General features: G+C 67.3%; 17 protein-coding genes and 1 other RNA gene. 10 read left to right on the forward strand and 8 right to left on the reverse strand.

The genetic code is table 11. The annotated features are described in order from the left end of the window. The gene (locus A6A05_RS11905; RefSeq protein WP_068501148.1) at nt 1-360 is read right to left on the reverse strand and encodes a thioredoxin family protein; all 360 of its coding nucleotides are present in this window, start codon (nt 358-360) and stop codon (nt 1-3) included. Nucleotides 361-472: 112 nt separating this feature from the next. On the opposite strand from A6A05_RS11905, the gene A6A05_RS11910 reads away from it, so the two are divergent. Together A6A05_RS11910 and A6A05_RS11915 are read left to right on the forward strand one after the other, a co-directional pair. Then, entirely contained in the window at nt 473-1,009 is a 537-nt protein-coding gene (locus A6A05_RS11910; protein ID WP_068501152.1) for a sigma-70 family RNA polymerase sigma factor, read from the forward strand. Next, on the forward strand, nt 1,006-1,647 hold the full coding sequence (locus A6A05_RS11915) for an NrsF family protein (protein WP_082910906.1): 642 nt from the start codon (nt 1,006-1,008) through the stop codon (nt 1,645-1,647). Before A6A05_RS11910 ends, A6A05_RS11915 begins: the two co-directional genes overlap by 4 nt. 3 nt (nt 1,648-1,650) lie before the next feature. Here the strand turns inward: A6A05_RS11915 and A6A05_RS11920 are convergent, their stop codons facing one another. The 5 genes from A6A05_RS11920 to A6A05_RS11940 form a co-directional block, all read right to left on the reverse strand. Beyond that, nucleotides 1,651-2,469: a TIGR00282 family metallophosphoesterase gene (locus tag A6A05_RS11920; RefSeq protein ID WP_068501154.1), complete on the reverse strand. Its 819-nt coding sequence runs from the start codon at nt 2,467-2,469 to the stop codon at nt 1,651-1,653. After that, a complete protein-coding gene (locus A6A05_RS11925) occupies nt 2,469-3,041 on the reverse strand; it encodes a 5-formyltetrahydrofolate cyclo-ligase (protein ID WP_068501157.1) in 573 nt (190 codons plus the stop codon). Before A6A05_RS11925 ends, A6A05_RS11920 begins: the two co-directional genes overlap by 1 nt. Nucleotides 3,042-3,048: 7 nt before the next feature. After that, a non-coding RNA gene (gene ssrS / locus A6A05_RS11930) (6S RNA) lies at nt 3,049-3,204 on the reverse strand. A gap of 17 nt (nt 3,205-3,221) precedes the next feature. Further along, nucleotides 3,222-3,548, reverse strand: a complete 327-nt coding sequence (locus A6A05_RS11935) for a cell division protein ZapA (RefSeq protein WP_068501195.1) — start codon at nt 3,546-3,548, stop codon at nt 3,222-3,224. Between the two features lie 5 nt (nt 3,549-3,553). Next, the gene (locus A6A05_RS11940; RefSeq protein WP_245644281.1) at nt 3,554-3,781 is read right to left on the reverse strand and encodes a hypothetical protein; all 228 of its coding nucleotides are present in this window, start codon (nt 3,779-3,781) and stop codon (nt 3,554-3,556) included. 146 nt (nt 3,782-3,927) lie between these two features. Between A6A05_RS11940 and A6A05_RS11945 the strand changes: the two genes are divergently transcribed. Further along, nucleotides 3,928-4,545, forward strand: a complete 618-nt coding sequence (locus tag A6A05_RS11945; protein ID WP_068501160.1) for a GAF domain-containing protein — start codon at nt 3,928-3,930, stop codon at nt 4,543-4,545. Nucleotides 4,546-4,549: 4 nt separating this feature from the next. Here A6A05_RS11945 and A6A05_RS11950 read toward each other — a convergent pair whose 3' ends face one another. Further along, a complete protein-coding gene (locus tag A6A05_RS11950; RefSeq protein WP_245644282.1) occupies nt 4,550-7,705 on the reverse strand; it encodes a YhdP family protein in 3,156 nt (1,051 codons plus the stop codon). Between the two features lie 162 nt (nt 7,706-7,867). Between A6A05_RS11950 and A6A05_RS11955 the strand changes: the two genes are divergently transcribed. The 7 genes from A6A05_RS11955 (at nt 7,868) to A6A05_RS11985 (ending at nt 16,088) form a co-directional block, all read left to right on the forward strand. Then, nucleotides 7,868-10,843: a bifunctional [glutamine synthetase] adenylyltransferase/[glutamine synthetase]-adenylyl-L-tyrosine phosphorylase gene (locus A6A05_RS11955; protein ID WP_068501167.1), complete on the forward strand. Its 2,976-nt coding sequence runs from the start codon at nt 7,868-7,870 to the stop codon at nt 10,841-10,843. 13 nt (nt 10,844-10,856) lie between these two features. Further along, nucleotides 10,857-11,315, forward strand: a complete 459-nt coding sequence (locus tag A6A05_RS11960; RefSeq protein WP_068501170.1) for a peroxiredoxin — start codon at nt 10,857-10,859, stop codon at nt 11,313-11,315. Beyond that, nucleotides 11,312-12,106, forward strand: coding sequence for a ferritin-like domain-containing protein (locus tag A6A05_RS11965; RefSeq protein WP_068501173.1), 795 nt, complete (start codon nt 11,312-11,314; stop codon nt 12,104-12,106). The genes A6A05_RS11960 and A6A05_RS11965 overlap by 4 nt, the downstream gene beginning before the upstream one ends. Continuing rightward, nucleotides 12,103-14,067, forward strand: coding sequence for an O-linked N-acetylglucosamine transferase, SPINDLY family protein (locus tag A6A05_RS11970; RefSeq protein ID WP_068501176.1), 1,965 nt, complete (start codon nt 12,103-12,105; stop codon nt 14,065-14,067). Before A6A05_RS11965 ends, A6A05_RS11970 begins: the two co-directional genes overlap by 4 nt. A gap of 47 nt (nt 14,068-14,114) precedes the next feature. Next, nucleotides 14,115-15,065, forward strand: coding sequence for a radical SAM/SPASM domain-containing protein (locus A6A05_RS11975; protein WP_068501179.1), 951 nt, complete (start codon nt 14,115-14,117; stop codon nt 15,063-15,065). 112 nt (nt 15,066-15,177) lie between these two features. Next, on the forward strand, nt 15,178-15,681 hold the full coding sequence (locus A6A05_RS11980; RefSeq protein WP_068501182.1) for a GNAT family N-acetyltransferase: 504 nt from the start codon (nt 15,178-15,180) through the stop codon (nt 15,679-15,681). Further along, entirely contained in the window at nt 15,678-16,088 is a 411-nt protein-coding gene (locus A6A05_RS11985) for an Rrf2 family transcriptional regulator (protein WP_068501184.1), read from the forward strand. Before A6A05_RS11980 ends, A6A05_RS11985 begins: the two co-directional genes overlap by 4 nt. Here A6A05_RS11985 and A6A05_RS11990 read toward each other — a convergent pair. Continuing rightward, nucleotides 16,079-17,269, reverse strand: a complete 1,191-nt coding sequence (locus A6A05_RS11990) for a hypothetical protein (RefSeq protein ID WP_156521029.1) — start codon at nt 17,267-17,269, stop codon at nt 16,079-16,081. The genes A6A05_RS11985 and A6A05_RS11990 overlap by 10 nt on opposite strands. Nucleotides 17,270-17,452: the final 183 nt, after the last annotated feature.

Consider the following 17,452-nt stretch of genomic DNA (forward strand, 5'->3'; position numbering starts at 1 on the left):
TCAGGGCAGCAAGGCGCGGATCTTGGCGGGATCGGTCTCGCCGGCCGAGCGGGCCTTTTCCGTCTTACCGTCGAAGGCGATCAGGGTGCTTTGGGTGCTGACCCGGAAGTCGCGCAGCACGTCCTTCTGACTGTCGAAATCGACCAGGAAGACCTTCAGCTCGGCGCGTTCCTTTTCCAACAGCGACACCACCGGCGCCTGGGCCTTGCAGGTCGGGCACCACGGCGCGGTGACGTGAACCAGGATGGGCTGGCCCATTTCCTGCGCCTTCATGAAGGCGGCCTTGGTGAAGGTCTCGGCGGCCAGGGCCGGCAACGCCAGCAAGACCAGGGCAAAGGCTGACGCGATCAAACGAAGCATGACGGTTCCTCCAGATTGACGATCGATGTTTGGGGGTTCGCCACCCGCCGACCAAAGGTTACGCGAAAATTTGCGGTTGCCGTCGGCCGGCGTTGGCCTTCCAATACCGGCCATGGATCAGGACAGCCAATGGCGGGCATGGATGGCGGCGGCGCAGGCCGGCGACAAGGCAGCCTATGGCCGGCTGCTGGCCGATCTGGTTCCGGTGGTGCGCCGCCTGGTCGGCCGGCGCTGGCACGGCGCCGCCGATGCCGAGGACGTGGTGCAGGACGCGCTGTTGACCCTGCATGCGGTGCGCCACACCTATGACCCGACCCGGCCGTTCCTGCCGTGGCTGGCGGCCATCGTCGAGCGCCGCGTCGCCGACGGCCTGCGCAAGCGCTATCGCCGCAGCGGCCGCGAGGAGGAATTCGACGAAGCGGCTGAAACCTTTTCGGCCATTGAAACGAATATCCATGCACTGGATGCCGAGCCGCTGCGCCGCGCCGTCGCCGACCTGCCGGCCGGCCAACGCCAGGCGATCGAGCTGGTGAAGCTGAAGGAAATGTCGCTGGCCGAGGCCTCGGCCGCCAGCGGCCAAAGCGTCGGCGCCTTGAAGGTGGCGGTTCACCGCGCCATCAAGGCGCTGAAGGAGAAGCTGGACCGATGAACACCGACACGCTGATCCGCGATCTGACCGACCACCTTACCCCGGTGGAGCCGCTGCCCAGCCCGGCCGTCCGCCTGGGCCGCTGGCTGGCATTGGCGCTTCCGGTGCTGGCGGTGCTGGTGTGGCTGGAAGGCCCGCGTGCCGACCTGGCCCAGCGCCTGGGTGATCCCCGCTTCCTACTGGGCCTGATCGCCGCCCTGGCCACCGGCGTCAGTGCAGGCTGGGCGGCGCTGGCCTCGACGGTGCCGGGGCTGCCGGGCATCCGCCAGGCCGTGCCCCTGATCCCGGCCGCCCTGTGGCTGGCGGTGACCGGCGACGGCTGCTGGCGCCAATGGCTGGTGCAGGGGCCGGATGCGCTGGCCGGCATCGGCACGCCGCAATGCTTCCCGGAAATCCTGATGGCCGGCGCCCTGCCCGCCCTGGCGCTGGTGTGGCTGGCCCGCAAGGGCGCCAGCCTGCATCCGGCCCGCACCGCCGCCCTGGCCGCACTGGCCGCCGCGGCCCTGGGGACGGCGGCGCTGGAGCTGTTCCACCATTCCGAGACGGCCATCATCGCCCTGGTCTGGCACCTGGGCGCGGTGGCGGCGATGTCGGGCCTGGCCGCGCTGGCCGGCGGAAGGCTGTTCAGGTCCCTCTGATCGTCACCAATCGGGCCAGGTCTCGGCCAGCCGGGCGCCCAGGCGCAGCGGCGCCACCCTGACCGCCAGGCCGGTGCGGTCGTCGGTTTCCACTACCACGCCGCACAAGGTGCCGGGACCTTCGGCCGGCGACAGCCGCTCGCCCGGCATCTTGCGGACGAATTTGTGGATGGCGGCGTCCTTCTTCATGCCGATCACCGAATCGTAATCGCCGCACATGCCGGCGTCGGTCTGATAGGCGGTGCCCTTGGGCAGGATCTGGCAGTCGGCGGTGGGGATATGCGAATGGCTGCCCACCACCAGCGAGGCGCGGCCGTCGGCGGTGTGGCCGATGGCCATCTTCTCGGAAGTGGCCTCGGCGTGGATATCGACGATGATCGCCTCGGCCCCGCCCGGCCCCAGCCGCATCCGGTTCAGTTCTCGCTCGAGGGCGGCGAAGGGGTCGTCCAGCGGGTCCATGAACAGCCGGCCCATCACCTGCACCACCATCACCTTGCGGCCCCGGGTGGCCGGATAGATCCCCACCCCCTTGCCCGGCGTGCCGGCCGGATAATTCAAGGGCCGGAGCAGGCGGCCATCGCCGTCGATATAGGGCAAGATCTCGCGCTGGTCCCAGCTATGGTTGCCCAGCGTCACCACATCGACGCCCGCCGCATAGAATTCCTCGCAGAATTTAGGCGTGATGCCGAAGCCGTGGGCGGAATTCTCGCCATTGGCGACAACGAAGTCCAGCGCCAGCCGGCTGCGGATTTCCGCCATTCGCGACACCACCACATCCCGGCCCGACCGGCCGACCACGTCACCGACAAACAAAATCCGCATCATTCCTCCGCGAGGATCAAACCACACTCGGTCAGAACCGCATCCAATCGCTGATCATCCGCTTCGGCCGGCAGGCTGTCCAGCCGTTGGGCGGCGAAGGCCAGGCCGACGGCCCGAACCGGCCCGGCCAAGCGCAGGGATTGCAAGGTGCGATCGTAATAGCCGCCGCCATAGCCCAGCCGGTGCAGGCTTTCGTCGAAGGCCAGAAGCGGCACCAGCAGCACACCCGGCACCACGACTTCCGCCTGGGCCGCGGGATGGAACGTGCCGTGCGGGCCGGGCTCCAGGGCCTGGCCCGGCTGCCAGGCGCGGAACAGCAAGGGTGCGGCCCTGGTCTCGACCACCGGCAGGCACAGGCGACAGCCGGTGCCGGCCAGAACCTCCATCAAAGGACGGGGATCGATCTCGTCGGCCATCGGCCAATAGCCGGCCACCACGGCGCTGTCGGGAATATCCAGGTCATCGACGAAGCCGGCCAAGGCCTGCCCAGCATCGGGGCGGGCGGCGAAGGCCGCGGCCCGCCGATGGCGGGCCAGAAGGCGAAGGGCGGGCTTGTCGAAAGGTGAGGTCATGCGGGAGCGGTGCCGCCTCGGCCGTTGGCGTTGTAAGTCCTCCGTGGCCTGTGTGAACAGGTGGGCACCATGTGTCGGGGCCAGGGCCCCGACAGGGACAGCTCCCATGAGGATCATTATCGCCCCAGGGACATTAGCTGCCTGACGAACCGCGCAGCGGGCCGCTCCCTAGGGTTCAAACTAGGACCTTTCCAGACGATCCGCAATGCTTTCGATCCGGCCGGCCAAAGCCTCGATGCCGGCGGCCATGCGGTTGTCGCCCTCGGCGACGGCGGCAAGGTCGGTTCCGGCCGCCTTGACCAGATCGCGCGCCTCGGTCAATTCGTCGGCCAGCATCAGCCCGACCATCACCAGCAGGCGGGAATCGGGAACGGTGCCGATCTGGCGCAGCAATTCCTGCGCCTTGTCATCGACCATGCGGCCCAGTTGCTGGATGCGCGCGATTTGCGAATCGTCACAGCCGATCTCGTAGACACGGCCGTTGACGGTGACGGAGACGACGGCCACCGGCTTCACTCCTCGAGCAGGGTGCGCAGGCGGGCGATCGCCTGGTCAAGCCGGGCCGAGACCACCCGGTTGGTGTCGGCCAAGGCGGCCTGCTGGTCGCGGGCGTCGCGCAATTCGCCGGCCAGCAGCAAATCGCCGGCGCCGACCCGGGCGGCGGCCGATTCCAGCCGGTCGATGGCGGTCCCCAGGCGATCGATCGCCGCCTCGGTGCGGTTGAATGCGGATTCGGACACCAAATACCTTCCCCGGCCAGGACTTTCCAATCTCGGCAAGAGCCTACGGCCCGCCGGTAGGCGAGTCAACGCCGGCCGGTCCAGTCCCCTTGCAATCCCATACCGACGGAATAACATGGAGGTCTGCACAAGGCTGGAGCCTCACCATGGAACTGCCCGTCAACGAAGCCGAGCGCTTGGCTTGCCTGGTGCGCTACGGCATCCTGGATACCGAGCACGAGGAATGCTTCGACCGACTGACCCGTATTGCTGCGGTCGCCTTCGAGGCCCCCATCGCCTTGCTGTCGCTGGTCGATGCCAACCGCCAATGGTTCAAGTCGGCGGTTGGCCTGGAAGCGAAGGAGACCCCGCGCGAAATCTCGTTTTGTACCCACGCGATCATGGGCCGCGAGGTGATGGTGGTCCCCGACGCCCCGCTGGACCCGCGCTTTCGCGACAATCCGCTGGTGTCGGGCGCCCCGCACATCCGCTTCTATGCCGGCGCGCCACTGGTCACCAACGATGATCTGGCCATGGGCACCTTGTGCATCATCGACAGCCAGGCCCGCTCGCCCCTGTCGGATCGGGATGCCCGCCTGCTGAAGGAACTGGCGGCGATGGCGGTCGATGAATTGGAGGCCCGGCGGGAACGGCGCGAGACCGCCCGCCTGCGCCGTGACGCCAAGACCTGCATCGCCAACCTGCTGCCGGCGGCGCGCAGCCTGCAACAGGCGCGCAACGCCGAGGGGATCGCCTTGGCGGAAAGCCTGCTGACCAGGCTTTGATCGATTATTGCGCGGGCGCTGTCTCTGGCGGCGGCTTCTTGGTCGGGGTCGGGCGTTTCCGGGCCTCGGTTTCCGAGCCGTCGTCGAAGATGTTGAACAGGTTGCGCAAAAAGCCCGGCGTCAGCGCCGACAGCGGATTGACCCACACGTCGGGATCGGCTGTCGGTCCCTTCATGCGGTAGTTGAAGGCGACCAGGCCGCCGCCCTTCTCGCCGCCGGTGATCAGCCAGCCCAGCACCGGGATCTTGCCCAGCGCCGAATTGAGTGCATAGGCCGGCACCACCGTCCCTTCCAGGGCGATGCGGCTGGCATCGACGTCGATCTCGCCCGAGCCGGTGATGCCCAGCGCGGCGCCATAGGCGCGGGCGTCCTTCACCGTCAGCAAGCCGTCGGTCAGGGTGAAGGGCGCGTCCAGCGTCGAGAAGCCGACCCCTTCGCCCTTCAGCACATCGACGATGCCGGTCAGCGCCGCCACCGTCAGCAATCGGGCCAGGGCCGGCGCCTTGACGATGTTGTAATCGGTGATGCGGACCAATCCGGACAGCGGCTGGTCTTCCTTGCTGTCGTCATAGGCGCCCTCGACCTCGAGGCTGCCGCCCATCAGATGCTCGTAGCTGTCGAAGGCGCGCAGGGTTTCGCCGGCATCGTCCGAGCTGACCTTGACGGTGCGCCGCTTCGGGCCGCCCGGCCTGATCTCGGCCAGGAAATGCTTGTCGCCGGGCAAACCGCCCCTGGCGGTCACGGTGTGCCAGTCGTCGCCGTCGCGGGCCAGGGCGACGCTGGCATTGGTCAGCTTGCCCGATTTCGACAGCCACATGGTCTTGATCTGGCCGGTGACACTCATCGGCGGCAGGTCGGCCTTGCGCTTCCTGGCGCCGTCACGGGCGCGCGCCTCGGCATCGCCGGCCCGCTCGTCTTCCTTGCCGACGATCGGCTCGGCGTTGAATTGCTCGCCCCTGGCGGTGATGTCCAGGCCGGCGCCGTTGGGGCGGAACCCGATGGCGCCCTCGATGTCGGTGCGCCCGCCATAGGCCAGCCGGGCGAACTCGACCCGGCGGATCTTGCCGTCGCTCCCGAACCCCACCGAGCCCTTGGTCGATAGGTCGCCGGCATTGACCACGAAACGCGGGATGGCGGCCAGCTTGTTGTTTTCCAGGCGGATCGACAGCTCGGCGCCGCCGGTGGTGCGCACCTCTTTGCGCCAACCCAGGCCGGGCAGCTGCATGGCGGCGGTGGACAGGTCGGCGCGCACCTCGATGTCGCCCCGGCCGCCGCCATACAAGATGGCGGTCACCTGGGTCGCCACCGGGCCGGTCAGGAAGGGCGCCACGAACGGCACCGTGTCCAGGCCCAACAGGCGCCGCTGGGCTTCGTCGATGGCCGGTGCCTTGACGTCGTAGCGCGAGCGGAAGGGCGCGTTCTTCGAGAAATTCTCGCGCCATTTCAGATCGCCGGGGATCGAGCCCAGGACGATCGGCCCCTTGGCGTCCAGGCCCTTGGCATCGACGGTCAGGTCCAGTTCGCCGTCGGTCAGGTCCAGGCCCATCACCACCTGCGGCAGGCTGATCTTCTTGACCTGGGCGGTGACGTTGACCGACACGTCGTCGAGACGCAGATTCTTCAAGAGCGGGAACTTCAGGCGGACCCGCGCCTGGGCGTCGCCGCCCACCGTCTGCGGGTCGATGCCCAGCGCCTGGGCATAGCGAAGCGGCTTGCTGTCGATCACCTTCAAGGCGTCGGCGGCCGGCCCACTGATGGTCAGGTCGATGTCGGCGAACTGGTCGGGCTGGTCCAGGCCGCCCAGGATGATCAGCCCTTCCTTGGCCTTCAGGCCATAGACGTCGCCGGCCTTGACGTTGATGCGGAAATCCTTGGTGTCGAAGGTGGCGATGGCGGCGGCGTTCTTCACCGCCGGCATCGGGCGCAGATAATCGACGGTGACGCCGTCGCCCTTGATCTCGCCGCCGACATGGTCGATCACCAAATCCTCGAAGGTGCCCAGCGCCGAACGGCCGGAAATCGACGCCTTCGCCTCGCGGGCGATGCCCTTGGACATGTTGGCCAACACCCATTCGCGGGCGTTGGGGGCGACGATGGCCGGCCACAGCCGGGGCAGTTCGTCGAAGGGCACATTGGTCAGGGTGGCATCCAGCGTGACCTGGCTGGCCCCGCCCAGGCCCTCGGCCTTGGCGGTCAACGACAGGACCGGCCCGCCGAAATCGATGGCCAGTTCCTGCAAGGCGACCTGGCTGAGCCCGGCCCGGGCCGCCAGCTTCAACGAAACGCTATCGACGGTGCGATGCATATCGACGGGTGCCGGCAGATCCAGGGTGCCGGCGCCGCCGGCCATCTCGATTTCCAGGTCGGGAAGGCTGCCGTCAAGGCGCCCCTTGACCCGCACCGTGCCGGCCAGCGGCAGGTCCAACAGCTTCAGCTGGGTCAGCGGCCCGCCGATCCGCGCCAGGGCGGCCGGGCGGATGCCGCTGATGAACAGCTCGCCCTTGATGGAATTGTCGGCCTTGGCATAGGTCGCCTCGCCCTCGAGCGAGCCCTGCTCGCCGGCCAGGTCCAGCGCCATCGACGTCGATACCGTCAGGCCCTGCGGTACCCTTTTCATGGTCAGATCGGCATCGGGGGCGTGCCACTGCACACCCAGCAGGCGGTCATCGACCATCAGGTCGGCGTCGATGATGGCGGCACGCTGCAGATGTCGGCCGGGCTGGCTGGGGTCGGGCTCGCCGACCAGCGTTTCCAGCAGGCGGCGCACCGGATCGGCGGCACCGGTATCGGCAACCGGGGCCTCGATTCCATGCTCGACGCCGATCCCCCACTGGATGTTGCCGTCGGTTCCGCGCACCAACATCAGGCGGGGACGATAAAGGCTGATGGAATTGGGCGCGATGACGCCCCTGAACAGGGCCCGGCCGTTCAAGCTCAGCGCCATTTCCGGGATGACCGCCACCGGCTGGGGCGACTCGCCCGCGAAGGCCTGCACGCCGATGGCGCGAATCTCCAGCCGGTTGCCCTTGCCCGACAGCGCCAGTACGGTGTCGTCCAGGCGCACGGAAAAGCCGCCATCCCTGGCGGTCAGCGCTTCCTCGATGTAGGGCGTCAGGAACGCGAGCGAGATCGGCCCCTCGGACAAACGCCACAGGAGCACCGGCAACGCGACCAACAAACCGACAACAAGGGCACCTAGAAGTTGGAACAGACTTCTGACCGCGCCGTGAACCACTAGACCTTCGCCTCCAAGACCGACTTGACCCTGCCGCGTTGCTTCGGCCAAGTTGGGAAGCAATCACACCCGCAAGGACATAACAAGGTGAAGTTTCCAATCGATGAACGGGTTTTGCCCGCCGCCGGCGACCCGGCCCGGCAGGCGCTCGGTTTCGAACGCTGGGAGGAAGCCGCCGCCCAATGCGACGATCCCACCTTGGCCGCCAGGATGCGGGCACTTTCGGGCGATTTGAAGGCGGCGACGCTGCTGGGCGCCCTTTTCGCCCACTCGCCGTTCCTGACCCATTGCGCCGCCTTCGAGCCGGCCTTCCTGTGCGACGCCGTCGAGACCGGGCCGGACCAGGCCCTGGCCGACCTGATGGAATCCGTGAAGGCCCAGCTGGCCGACGAGACCGACCAGGCCCGCCTGATGACCGCATTGCGCACGGCCAAGCGTCGCGTCGCCTTGTTGGCGGCGGCGGCCGACATTTCGGGGGCCTGGCCGCTGGAGATGGTCACCGGGGCGCTGTCCGACCTTGCCGAGCTGGCCTGCCGACAGGGCCTGGCCTTCCTGCTGCGGCGCGAGGCCCAACGCGGCAATCTGGTGCTGGCCCACCCCGAGGACCCCGAGAAGGATTGCGGGGTCATCGTGCTGGGCATGGGCAAGTTCGGCGCCCGCGAACTGAATTATTCGTCCGACATCGACATCATCGTCTTCTACGACCACGAGAAGCTGGATTATCGCGGCCGTAAGTCGCTGCCCGAATGCATGATCGCCCTGACCAAGGATCTGGTGAAGATCCTGGACGAGCGCACCGTCGACGGCTACGTCTTCCGCACCGATCTGCGCCTGCGCCCCGATCCCGGCGCCACTCCGGTCGCGGTGTCGCTGGTGGCGGCGGAAAGCTATTACGAGGGCTTCGGCCAGAACTGGGAACGCGCCGCCATGATCAAGGCGCGCCCGGTGGCCGGCGACGCGGCGGCCGGGGCCGCCTTCATCCGCTTCCTTAGGCCCTTCATCTGGCGCAAGTCGCTGGATTTCGCCGCCATCCAGGACATCCATTCCATCAAGCGCCAGATCAACGCCCATCGCGGCGGCCGCGCCATCGCGGTGGCCGGCCACAACATCAAGCTGGGCCGCGGCGGCATCCGCGAGATCGAGTTCTTCGCCCAGACCCAGCAGCTGATCTGGGGTGGCCGCCAGCCCGAGGTGCGCAGCTCGCGCACGCTGGACGCGCTGCACGCCCTGGCGGCGGCCGGCCATGTCGATGCCCATGCCGCGACCGAACTGGAAGAGGCCTACCGTTTCCTGCGCCAGTTGGAACACCGGCTGCAGATGATCGACGACAAGCAAACCCAGACCCTGCCCGATTCCCCCGAGCGGCTGGCCGAGATCGCCGGCTTTTGCGGCTTCGACGGGATTGACGCCTTCGCCGCCGGCCTGACCAGGCGGCTGCAGACCGTCGAAACCCATTATGCCGGCCTGTTCGAGGAGGCTCCGGCCCTAAGCGTCGGCGGCAATCTGGTGTTCACCGGCGGCGAGAACGACCCCGAGACGGTCGGCACCATCACCGGCATGGGCTTCGCCAACGCCGATTCGGTGTGTTCGACCATTCGCGGCTGGCACCATGGCCGCATCCGCGCCACCCGCTCGACCCGCGCGCGCGAGCTGTTAACCGAGTTGACGCCGACCCTGTTGTCGGCCCTGGCCGCCACCGCCAGCCCCGACGACGCCTTCATGCGCTTCGACGAGTTCCTGTCGCGGTTGCCGGCCGGCGTGCCGGTGTTCTCGCTGTTCTATTCCAATCCGTCGCTGCTGGATCTGGTGGCCGAGTTGATGGGCAACGCCCCCAAGCTGGCCCAGCACCTGGCGCATCGCCCCAATTTGCTGGATTCGGTGCTGACGCCGGCCTTTTCCGAACCGCCGCCGCCATTCGAAGCGCTGGCCGCCGATCTGGAAAAGGCCCTGGCCGAGGCCACCGATTATCAGGAGGTGCTGGACATCTCGCGCCGGTGGGCGGCCGACCGCAAGTTCCAGGTCGGCGTGCAGACCCTTCGGGCCATGCTGGCTCCGGAAAAGGCCGCGCGCGCCTTCGCCGACATCGCCGATGCGGTGCTGGATCGCCTGTGCCCCTGGGTCGAGGCGGAATTCGCCCGCGCCCACGGCCATGTCCCCAATGGATCGTGGTGCATCCTGGCCTTGGGCAAGATGGGCGGCCACGAGATGACCGCCACCTCGGACATGGACCTGATCCTGGTCTATGACTGCCCGGACCCGGCCACCGAATCCGATGGGACCCGCCCGCTGGCGGCGCCGGTCTGGTTCGCCCGCCTGACCCAGCGCATCGTCAACGCCCTGACCGCCCAGACCGGCGAGGGCACCTTGTACGAGGTCGACATGCGGCTGCGGCCATCGGGCAATTCCGGCCCGATCGCCGCCAGCATCGAGGCGTTCGAACGCTATCAGGCCGATTCCGCCTGGACCTGGGAGCACATGGCCCTGACCCGGGCGCGGGTGGTCACCGCCAAGGGCGATGTCGGCGCCAAGGTCGAGGATCTGATCGGCCGCACCCTGGGCCGTGCCCGCGATCCCGACCGGCTGGTGATGGACGTCGCCGAGATGCGCGAGCGCATGGCCCGCGAGCACAAGGCCGCCAGCCACTGGGAGGTCAAGCATCTGCGCGGCGGCCTGGTCGATATCGAGTTCACCGCCCAGTATCTGCAATTGCGCCACGGCGCCACGCATCCCGGCATCTTTGGCACCAACACCAAGGACGCCCTGGACCGGGCGGCGGCGGCCGGCCTTCTGGCCGATGCCGACCGCGATTGCCTGGTCGAGGCCTGGCGGCTGTGGTCGGCGGTGCAATTGGTGCTGCGCCAGACCATCGCCGGTAATTTCGACGAAAAGACCGCGCCCAGCGGCCTGAAGGACGTGCTGGTCCGCACCACCGGATTGGTGGATTTCAAGACCCTGGTCGATCGCATGGACGATTGCGCCCAGGCCGCCCTCGAGGTGTTCGATCGCCTGGTCGGCCAGCCGGGTCGGCTGGTGCGCGAACGCATCGGCCCCGACGAAACCTGAAAGGAACACCAAGATGAGCGTCAGTGTTGGACAAGCAATCCCCGCCTTTGAAACAATCACCGACGAAGGCCCGCGTCGCCTGGCCGATTATGCCGGCCGCAAGCTGGTTCTGTACTTCTATCCCAAGGACGACACCTCGGGCTGCACCACCGAGGCCAAGCAGTTCCGCGACGCCATGGCCGAATTCGAAAAGGCCGGCGCCGCCATCCTGGGCGTGTCCAAGGATAGCCTGACCAGCCACGCCAAGTTCCGCGCCAAGCATGAATTGCCCTTCCCGCTGGCGTCCGACGAAACCGGCGCGCTTTGCGAACTGTTCGGGGTGTGGAAGCAGAAATCGATGTATGGCCGCACCTATATGGGCATCGAGCGTTCCACCTTCCTGATCGACGAACAGGGCGTGCTGATGGCCGAATGGCGCAAGGTCAAGGTCACCGGCCACGCGGCCGACATCCTGAAAAGGATTGTCGGATGACCAGCCTGTCCGAGGCCGCGATCAGCGTCCTCGCCACCAATGATGCCACCCAGAAATGTCGGCTGACCCGCGCCCTGGCCGCCGATTGGCACCAGGGCCGGATCACCGCCATCGGTGATTGCCCGCCGCCGCCCCGCCCGGCCCGGCCGGCCCGACCGGCATTGTTGCCCCCGCGCGAGATGCCCAAGCGGGCTTACGGCGGCGACAAGGGCCGCATCGGCCTGCTGCACGCCCTGGCCCATATCGAGCTGAACGCCATCGACCTGGCCTGGGACATCGTCGCCCGCTTTCCCAACGATGCCATGCCCAAGGCCTTCTATGACGATTGGGTCCAGGTGGCGCTGGACGAGGCCGTCCATTTCGAGATGCTGGTCGATCTGCTGGCCCGATTGGGCGCCGCCTATGGCGACCTGCCGGCCCATGACGGGCTGTGGCAGGCCGCCGAGAAGACCGCCGACGACCTGGCCGCCCGCCTGGTGGTGGTGCCGATGACGCTGGAAGCGCGCGGCCTCGACACCACGCCGGCCACCATGGCCAAGCTGGCCGCCAACGGCGACACGCTGACGCCGCCGGCCCTTGAGCTGATCTACCGAGACGAGATCACCCATGTCGCCGCCGGAGTGCGCTGGTTCACCCATCTGGCCGAGGCCCGGGGCCAGGATGCCAAGGCCCTGTACCAATCCCTGCTGACCGCCCGCTTCCCCGGGGGGCTGAAAAGCCCGTTCAACCATGACGCCCGCGCCCGGGCCGGCTTCGCCCGCGACTGGTACGAGCCGATGGCGACCCGATGAGCGCATTCGACGACGCCTTGGCCGCCGCCCTGGCCGACCACCGCGCCGGCCGGCTGGACCAGGCCGAGCCGGTCTATCGTTCGGTCATCGCCGCCTGCCCCGACCATGCCGAGGCCCATCACCTGCTGGCCGTCGTCTGCCTGCAACGGGGCAAGCCGGCCGAAGCAATCCCCCTAGCGCAACGCGCCGTCGAACTGGCGCCCGATCACGCCAAGGCGTGGAACACCCTGGGCAACGCGCGATACGCCTTGGCCGACCTGGACGGCGCCCAGCAGGCCTTCCGCCGGGCCTTCGCCGCCGATCCCACCCTGGGCGACGCCGCCTATAACCTGGCCACCCTGCTGGCCGACGGCCCCGACCCGGCCACCTCCATCGAGCTGTTCGAACAGGCGGCGAAGCTCTCGCCCGCCGACCCGCGCCCGCTCAACAATCTGGGCCGGGCGCTGCTGCGCCTGGGCCGGGCCGACCGGGCCGAACAGGCCCTGCGCCGCGCCCTGGACCGCGCGCCGGCCTTCGCCGATTCCCTGGTCAATCTGGGCCAGGCGCTGCACAAGCTGGGCCGGCCGGCCGAAGCGGTCGCCATGCTGCGCCAGGCGCCGAAATCACCGGCGCAACTGACCAATCTGGGCAATGCCCTGGAAACCCTGGGCGAGATGGATCAGGCGGTGGCCTGCTTCCGCGAGGCCATTTCGCTGGCCCCCGAGGTGGCGCTGCCGCACCATTCGCTGCTGGTCACCCTGCCCTTCATGGATGGGGTGAACGCCTTCGAGGTGGCGGCCGAGTTCAAACGCTTCGGCCAAATGCGCGAGCCGGCCCTGGCGAAACTGGCAAGGCCGGCCCTGGTCGATCGCGACGCCAACCGGCGCTTGCGCATCGCCTATCTGTCGCCCGCGCTGTACCACCATGTGCTGCGCCAGAATATCGGCCCGGTGCTGGCCCATCACCATCGCGACGAGGTTCATGTCTCGGTCTATGCCCATGTGCCGGCGCCCGACGACGAAACCCTGCGAATGCAAGCCGATGCCGATGCCTGGTGCTTCATCCATGCCATGAGCGACGAGCAGGTGGCCCAGCGCATCCGCGCCGACCGCATCGACATCCTGGTCCACCCCATGGGCCATTGGAGCGACAACCGCATCCTGGTCTGCGCCAGGAAGCCCGCCCCGGTGCAGATCAGCTATCTGTGCAACTCGCCGACCTCGGGCCTGGCGGCGATGGACGCCACCATCGTCGATCCGTGGCTGGATCATGACGGCCGCGTCAAGGATTGGTGCGTCGAGAAACCGGTCTCGCTGGCTGGCGGCTTCCAGGTCACCCGTTACGATGCCAGCCCCGACATCGGCCCGCCGCCCAGCCGGGCCAACGGCTTCGTCACCTTCGCCAGCTTCAACAACCCGGCCAAGCTGTCGGACTCGACCCTGGCCCTGTGGGCTTCGGTGCTGGCCCGCGTGCCCGGCTCGCGCCTGCTGCTGAAGGGCGGCGGCCTGGACGATCCTGACCTGGCGGCCCGGGTCCGCCACCGGCTGGCCGCCCACGGCGTCGGCGCCGAGCGGCTGGAATTGCTGGGCCGGGTGCCCGGCTACGAACAGCATCTGGCCAGCCTGAACCGCGTCGATATCATGCTCGACACCATTCCCTTCACCGGCGGGCGCACCAGCGAGGATGCGCTGTGGATGGGGGTGCCGGTGGTGACGCTGGTGGGGCCGGGCGTGTATGGGCGCTACACCTTCAGCCACCTGAACCGGATCGGCTGTCCCGAACTGGCCGCCTTCACCGCCGACCAGTATATCGACAAGGCGGCGGCGCTGGCCGCCAGCCCCGACCGCCTGGCCGATTATCGAACGTCAATGCGCCCGGCCATGCTTTCGTCGTCGATCATGGATTTCGACGGCCATTGCCGGCAGTTGGAAGAAGCGATGCGCGACCTGTGGCGCCAGTGGTGCGGGGTCACGGTTCGGTAACCCTTCCGTGCTAGATCATGGTCCGTGTCCAGGGAGGCCAGCCGCGCATGATCACCGAACGCATCGACGCCATCACCCGCATCCCCCCCGCCTATCGCACGGCAACACCGCCCTGCCCGCCCAGCGTCAAGATCGAGCTGACGGCGCGCTGCGACCTGGCCTGCTTCTTCTGCGCCACCAGCCAGCGCCTGCGCGACAAGCGCGACATGGATTGGGACTTCCTGGTCCGTCTGATGCGCGAGATGCGCGAGGCCGGCGTCCAGGAACTGGGCATGTTCTATCTAGGCGAATCGATGCTGTATCCCCGCCTGGCCGAGGCCATCGCCGTGGCCAAGCACGATCTCGGCTATCCTTACGTCTTCCTGACCACCAACGGCCGGCTGGCCACGCCAGAGAAACTGAAATCACTGTTCGAGGCCGGGCTGAATTCGCTGAAATTCTCGTTCAACTGGGCCGATGCCGACCAGGCCAAGGAAATCACCCGGGTCGATTGCTTCGACACCGTCGTCGCCAACATTCAGGCATCTAGGTGCGTGCGCGACGAGGTGGCGGCCCGCACCGGCCATTCCTGCGGCCTTTATGCCTCGTCGATCCAGTATGACGGCGAACAGCGCGAGCGCATGGCGGCGGCGGTGGACAAGATCGCCCCGTTCGTCGACCAGCATTACTGGCTGCCGCTGTACGGTCAGGCCGGCCTGACCACCGGCGAGCGCGGCACCATGCCGGTGGCCGGCAATGTCGGCCGCGCCGAGGCGATGCGCGACCCGCTGCCCTGCTGGGCCTTGTTCACCGAAGGCCACGTCACCTGGGACGGCCACCTGTCGGCCTGCTGCTTCGACCATGACGGCCGATTCAACATGGGCGACCTGACCAAGACACCCTTCCTGGAAGCGTGGAACTCGCAGAAATTCCAGGATTTGCGCGCCGCCAACCTGGCCAAGGACGTTGCCGGCACCGTGTGCGACGATTGCATCGCCTATCGCCGCCACGAGGGGTGAGGACCCAGAACTTAATCAACGTCAAGAATTCCGCATTTCCGTGCCGATTTACCATTGTCATTCTTCTTGCCCTGCCATAGAACAGAATCAAGAACAACGAGAGGTGTGACGCATGTCCACAGGGCAGTGTCGTGCGGGTGACCGTACCTATGTGATCCGCCTGGCGCGGCCGGAAGACCTGCCGCAGGTCGTGGCTCTCGACGTCGAGATCACCGGCATCGAGAAGCCCGAATACTGGAACGATATCTTCGGGCGCTATTCCTGTTCGGGCGACGAAACCAATCCCCGCGCCTCGAAGACCCGCCTGAACCGCTTCTTTCTGTGCGCCGCCGACGGCGACAAGGTGCTGGGCTTCATCATCGGCGAGATTCGCGCCTGGGAATTCGGCTCGCCGCCGTGCGGCTGGGTGTTCGCCATCGGCGTCGATCAGGAAGCGCGCGGCATGCGCGTCGCCGAGATGCTGTTCCAGGCGGTGTGCGACCGCTTCCGCAAGGCCGGAGTCACCAAGGTCCGCACCATGTTGGCCCGTGACGATACCCTGGTGATGAGCTTCTTTCGCAGCCAGGGCCTGATGGCCGGCCCCTTCATCCAGCTGGAAACGGATCTGGCGCCATGAAACTGCAAAAGGCCACCCGTTGCGCCCTGTTCGCCGTGCTGGAGCTGGCCGCCGACCCGGCGCGGCAATTGTCGGCCAACGAAATCGCCGAGAAGTTCGGCATCTCGACCAACCACCTGGCCAAGGTGCTGCGCTCGCTGGGCCGCGTCGGCCTGGTCGAGGCGGTCCGCGGGGCCGGCGGCGGCTATCGCTTTTCCGGCAACGCCCGGCGCACCACGCTTTTGGACGTGATCCAATTGTTCGAAACCATCGACCCCATCGCCCAGGGCGAGCGCGAGGATGGCGACGACACCCCCGAGGGCCAGGGCCTGTGCCAAGTGCTGACCGAGATCGAGGATACGGCGCGCGCCACCTTCGCCTCGATCAGCCTGGATACCATGCTGAAGCTGGTGTCGCGTTACCGGTAGTCCGGCGAGGGGTTCGTGCCGGCTACCGCGCTGCCGAAGAAATCGGCCAGCACCCCCGCCTGGGCACCTTCGGTGAAATCATGGACCTCGCCGTCGTCGCGGATTATCGCCGCGAACGACCCGCCCAGCGCCTGGGCCTTGTCGGCAACCGCGGGGGCGTAGGCTTCGGCGTTGCGACCTCGGAAGCAGCACTCGTCTCGCAGGTTGAACACCTGCAATTGCCGGCGCGCCGGCTGTACCGTCCCCAGCACATAGAGTTCGGTATAGGTGACGATGTCGTACAGGCGGCCATCGCGCTGGACCCAGTCCCCCCAGCCCGGCTCGGCGGCGAAGACCGGTATCGTGGCTGTGCCGGCCACCGGGTAGCTTCTCTGAATGCGCTGGTCCAGCGCCGCGGCCATCACAGTCACCCAGCCACCGCCCGAAAAGCCGGTCATGCCGACCCGGTCGAACGAATGCTCCGCCAACAGATGGTTCAGGCCGACGATCACCGGGGTCAGGTAGAAGCCCATGGCCGAGAAGGTCCGGGTATGCAGCAGTTCGAGGGCATCGACGTTGAGCAGATTAAGTACGCCGAAACGCGGATGATCGATGGTCGGCTGATTGTTGATGCCCCCGGTCAGGGGCAGCGACAACGCCAACGCCGTGCAGCCGCCGGCCACCACCTTTTCGAGATAGCCCCGGCGCTCGAGGAAGGAATGAAGGTGGCCCTCCTGATAGATCATCAGGCAGGAGCGCGCCTTGTCGGGATGCAACACGAACGCCACCGACTTGATGCCATACGGCATCTCGATCGTCAGGCGATCGACCGAGGCCAGGTTGGATATTCCCATCAGGGGCGGAAACGCCACCGCGTGTTCGACCTTGTCGGGCCTTACCCCGAACGGCAGGCCGAACCCGCGCCACACATAATCCGTCACCATCTGGCGCCGCCGCGCGACATCCTCGGGTCCGCCGAGGGTGTTGAGGTGGTGAAAATCGGTCACCTTGACGCCCGGATGGATTCCATCAAGGGATTTCGGCCGCTTGGCCAGGTTCGGCTGGCCCTCGATATATTTGGCGTAGAGCGCCATGAGCCGCTCGGGTCGGTGGATGCCCCAGGCGTGAATCTGAAACCCGAGCGCCGCCGCCAGGACGACCAGCCCCCATTTCTTCAATCGTCCCGACACCGCAGGTTTCACCGATCCGTCTCCATCCGTCTGGAACGTTAGCAAACGACAGCGTTAAACCGAATAGGAGTAAAGGTCTAGGACGAAACCCGCCGAAATGGATGGGGAGGCGCACCCGCATAGGCGTTAACATAGCGCACACACTTGGCGTTTTCGCTTTCTTGGGGTGTCGGCGAGGCGTACAGCGAGGCTGGT

Origin of the sequence: Magnetospirillum moscoviense, assembly GCF_001650635.1 — a bacterium.
Taxonomy (GTDB): Bacteria; Pseudomonadota; Alphaproteobacteria; order Rhodospirillales; family Magnetospirillaceae; genus Magnetospirillum; species Magnetospirillum moscoviense.

Bases quoted from the DNA above. Each gene is read 5' to 3' on its own strand.
- A6A05_RS11905 (WP_068501148.1), bottom strand. From the start codon at position 360: ATGCTTCGTTTGATCGCGTCAGCCTTTGCCCTGGTCTTGCTGGCGTTG.
- A6A05_RS11910 (WP_068501152.1), top strand. From the start codon at position 473: ATGGATCAGGACAGCCAATGGCGGGCATGGATGGCGGCGGCGCAGGCC.
- A6A05_RS11915 (WP_082910906.1), top strand. From the start codon at position 1,006: ATGAACACCGACACGCTGATCCGCGATCTGACCGACCACCTTACCCCG.
- A6A05_RS11920 (WP_068501154.1), bottom strand. From the start codon at position 2,469: ATGCGGATTTTGTTTGTCGGTGACGTGGTCGGCCGGTCGGGCCGGGAT.
- A6A05_RS11925 (WP_068501157.1), bottom strand. From the start codon at position 3,041: ATGACCTCACCTTTCGACAAGCCCGCCCTTCGCCTTCTGGCCCGCCAT.
- A6A05_RS11945 (WP_068501160.1), top strand. From the start codon at position 3,928: ATGGAACTGCCCGTCAACGAAGCCGAGCGCTTGGCTTGCCTGGTGCGC.
- A6A05_RS11960 (WP_068501170.1), top strand. From the start codon at position 10,857: ATGAGCGTCAGTGTTGGACAAGCAATCCCCGCCTTTGAAACAATCACC.
- A6A05_RS11965 (WP_068501173.1), top strand. From the start codon at position 11,312: ATGACCAGCCTGTCCGAGGCCGCGATCAGCGTCCTCGCCACCAATGAT.
- A6A05_RS11970 (WP_068501176.1), top strand. From the start codon at position 12,103: ATGAGCGCATTCGACGACGCCTTGGCCGCCGCCCTGGCCGACCACCGC.
- A6A05_RS11975 (WP_068501179.1), top strand. From the start codon at position 14,115: ATGATCACCGAACGCATCGACGCCATCACCCGCATCCCCCCCGCCTAT.
- A6A05_RS11980 (WP_068501182.1), top strand. From the start codon at position 15,178: ATGTCCACAGGGCAGTGTCGTGCGGGTGACCGTACCTATGTGATCCGC.
- A6A05_RS11985 (WP_068501184.1), top strand. From the start codon at position 15,678: ATGAAACTGCAAAAGGCCACCCGTTGCGCCCTGTTCGCCGTGCTGGAG.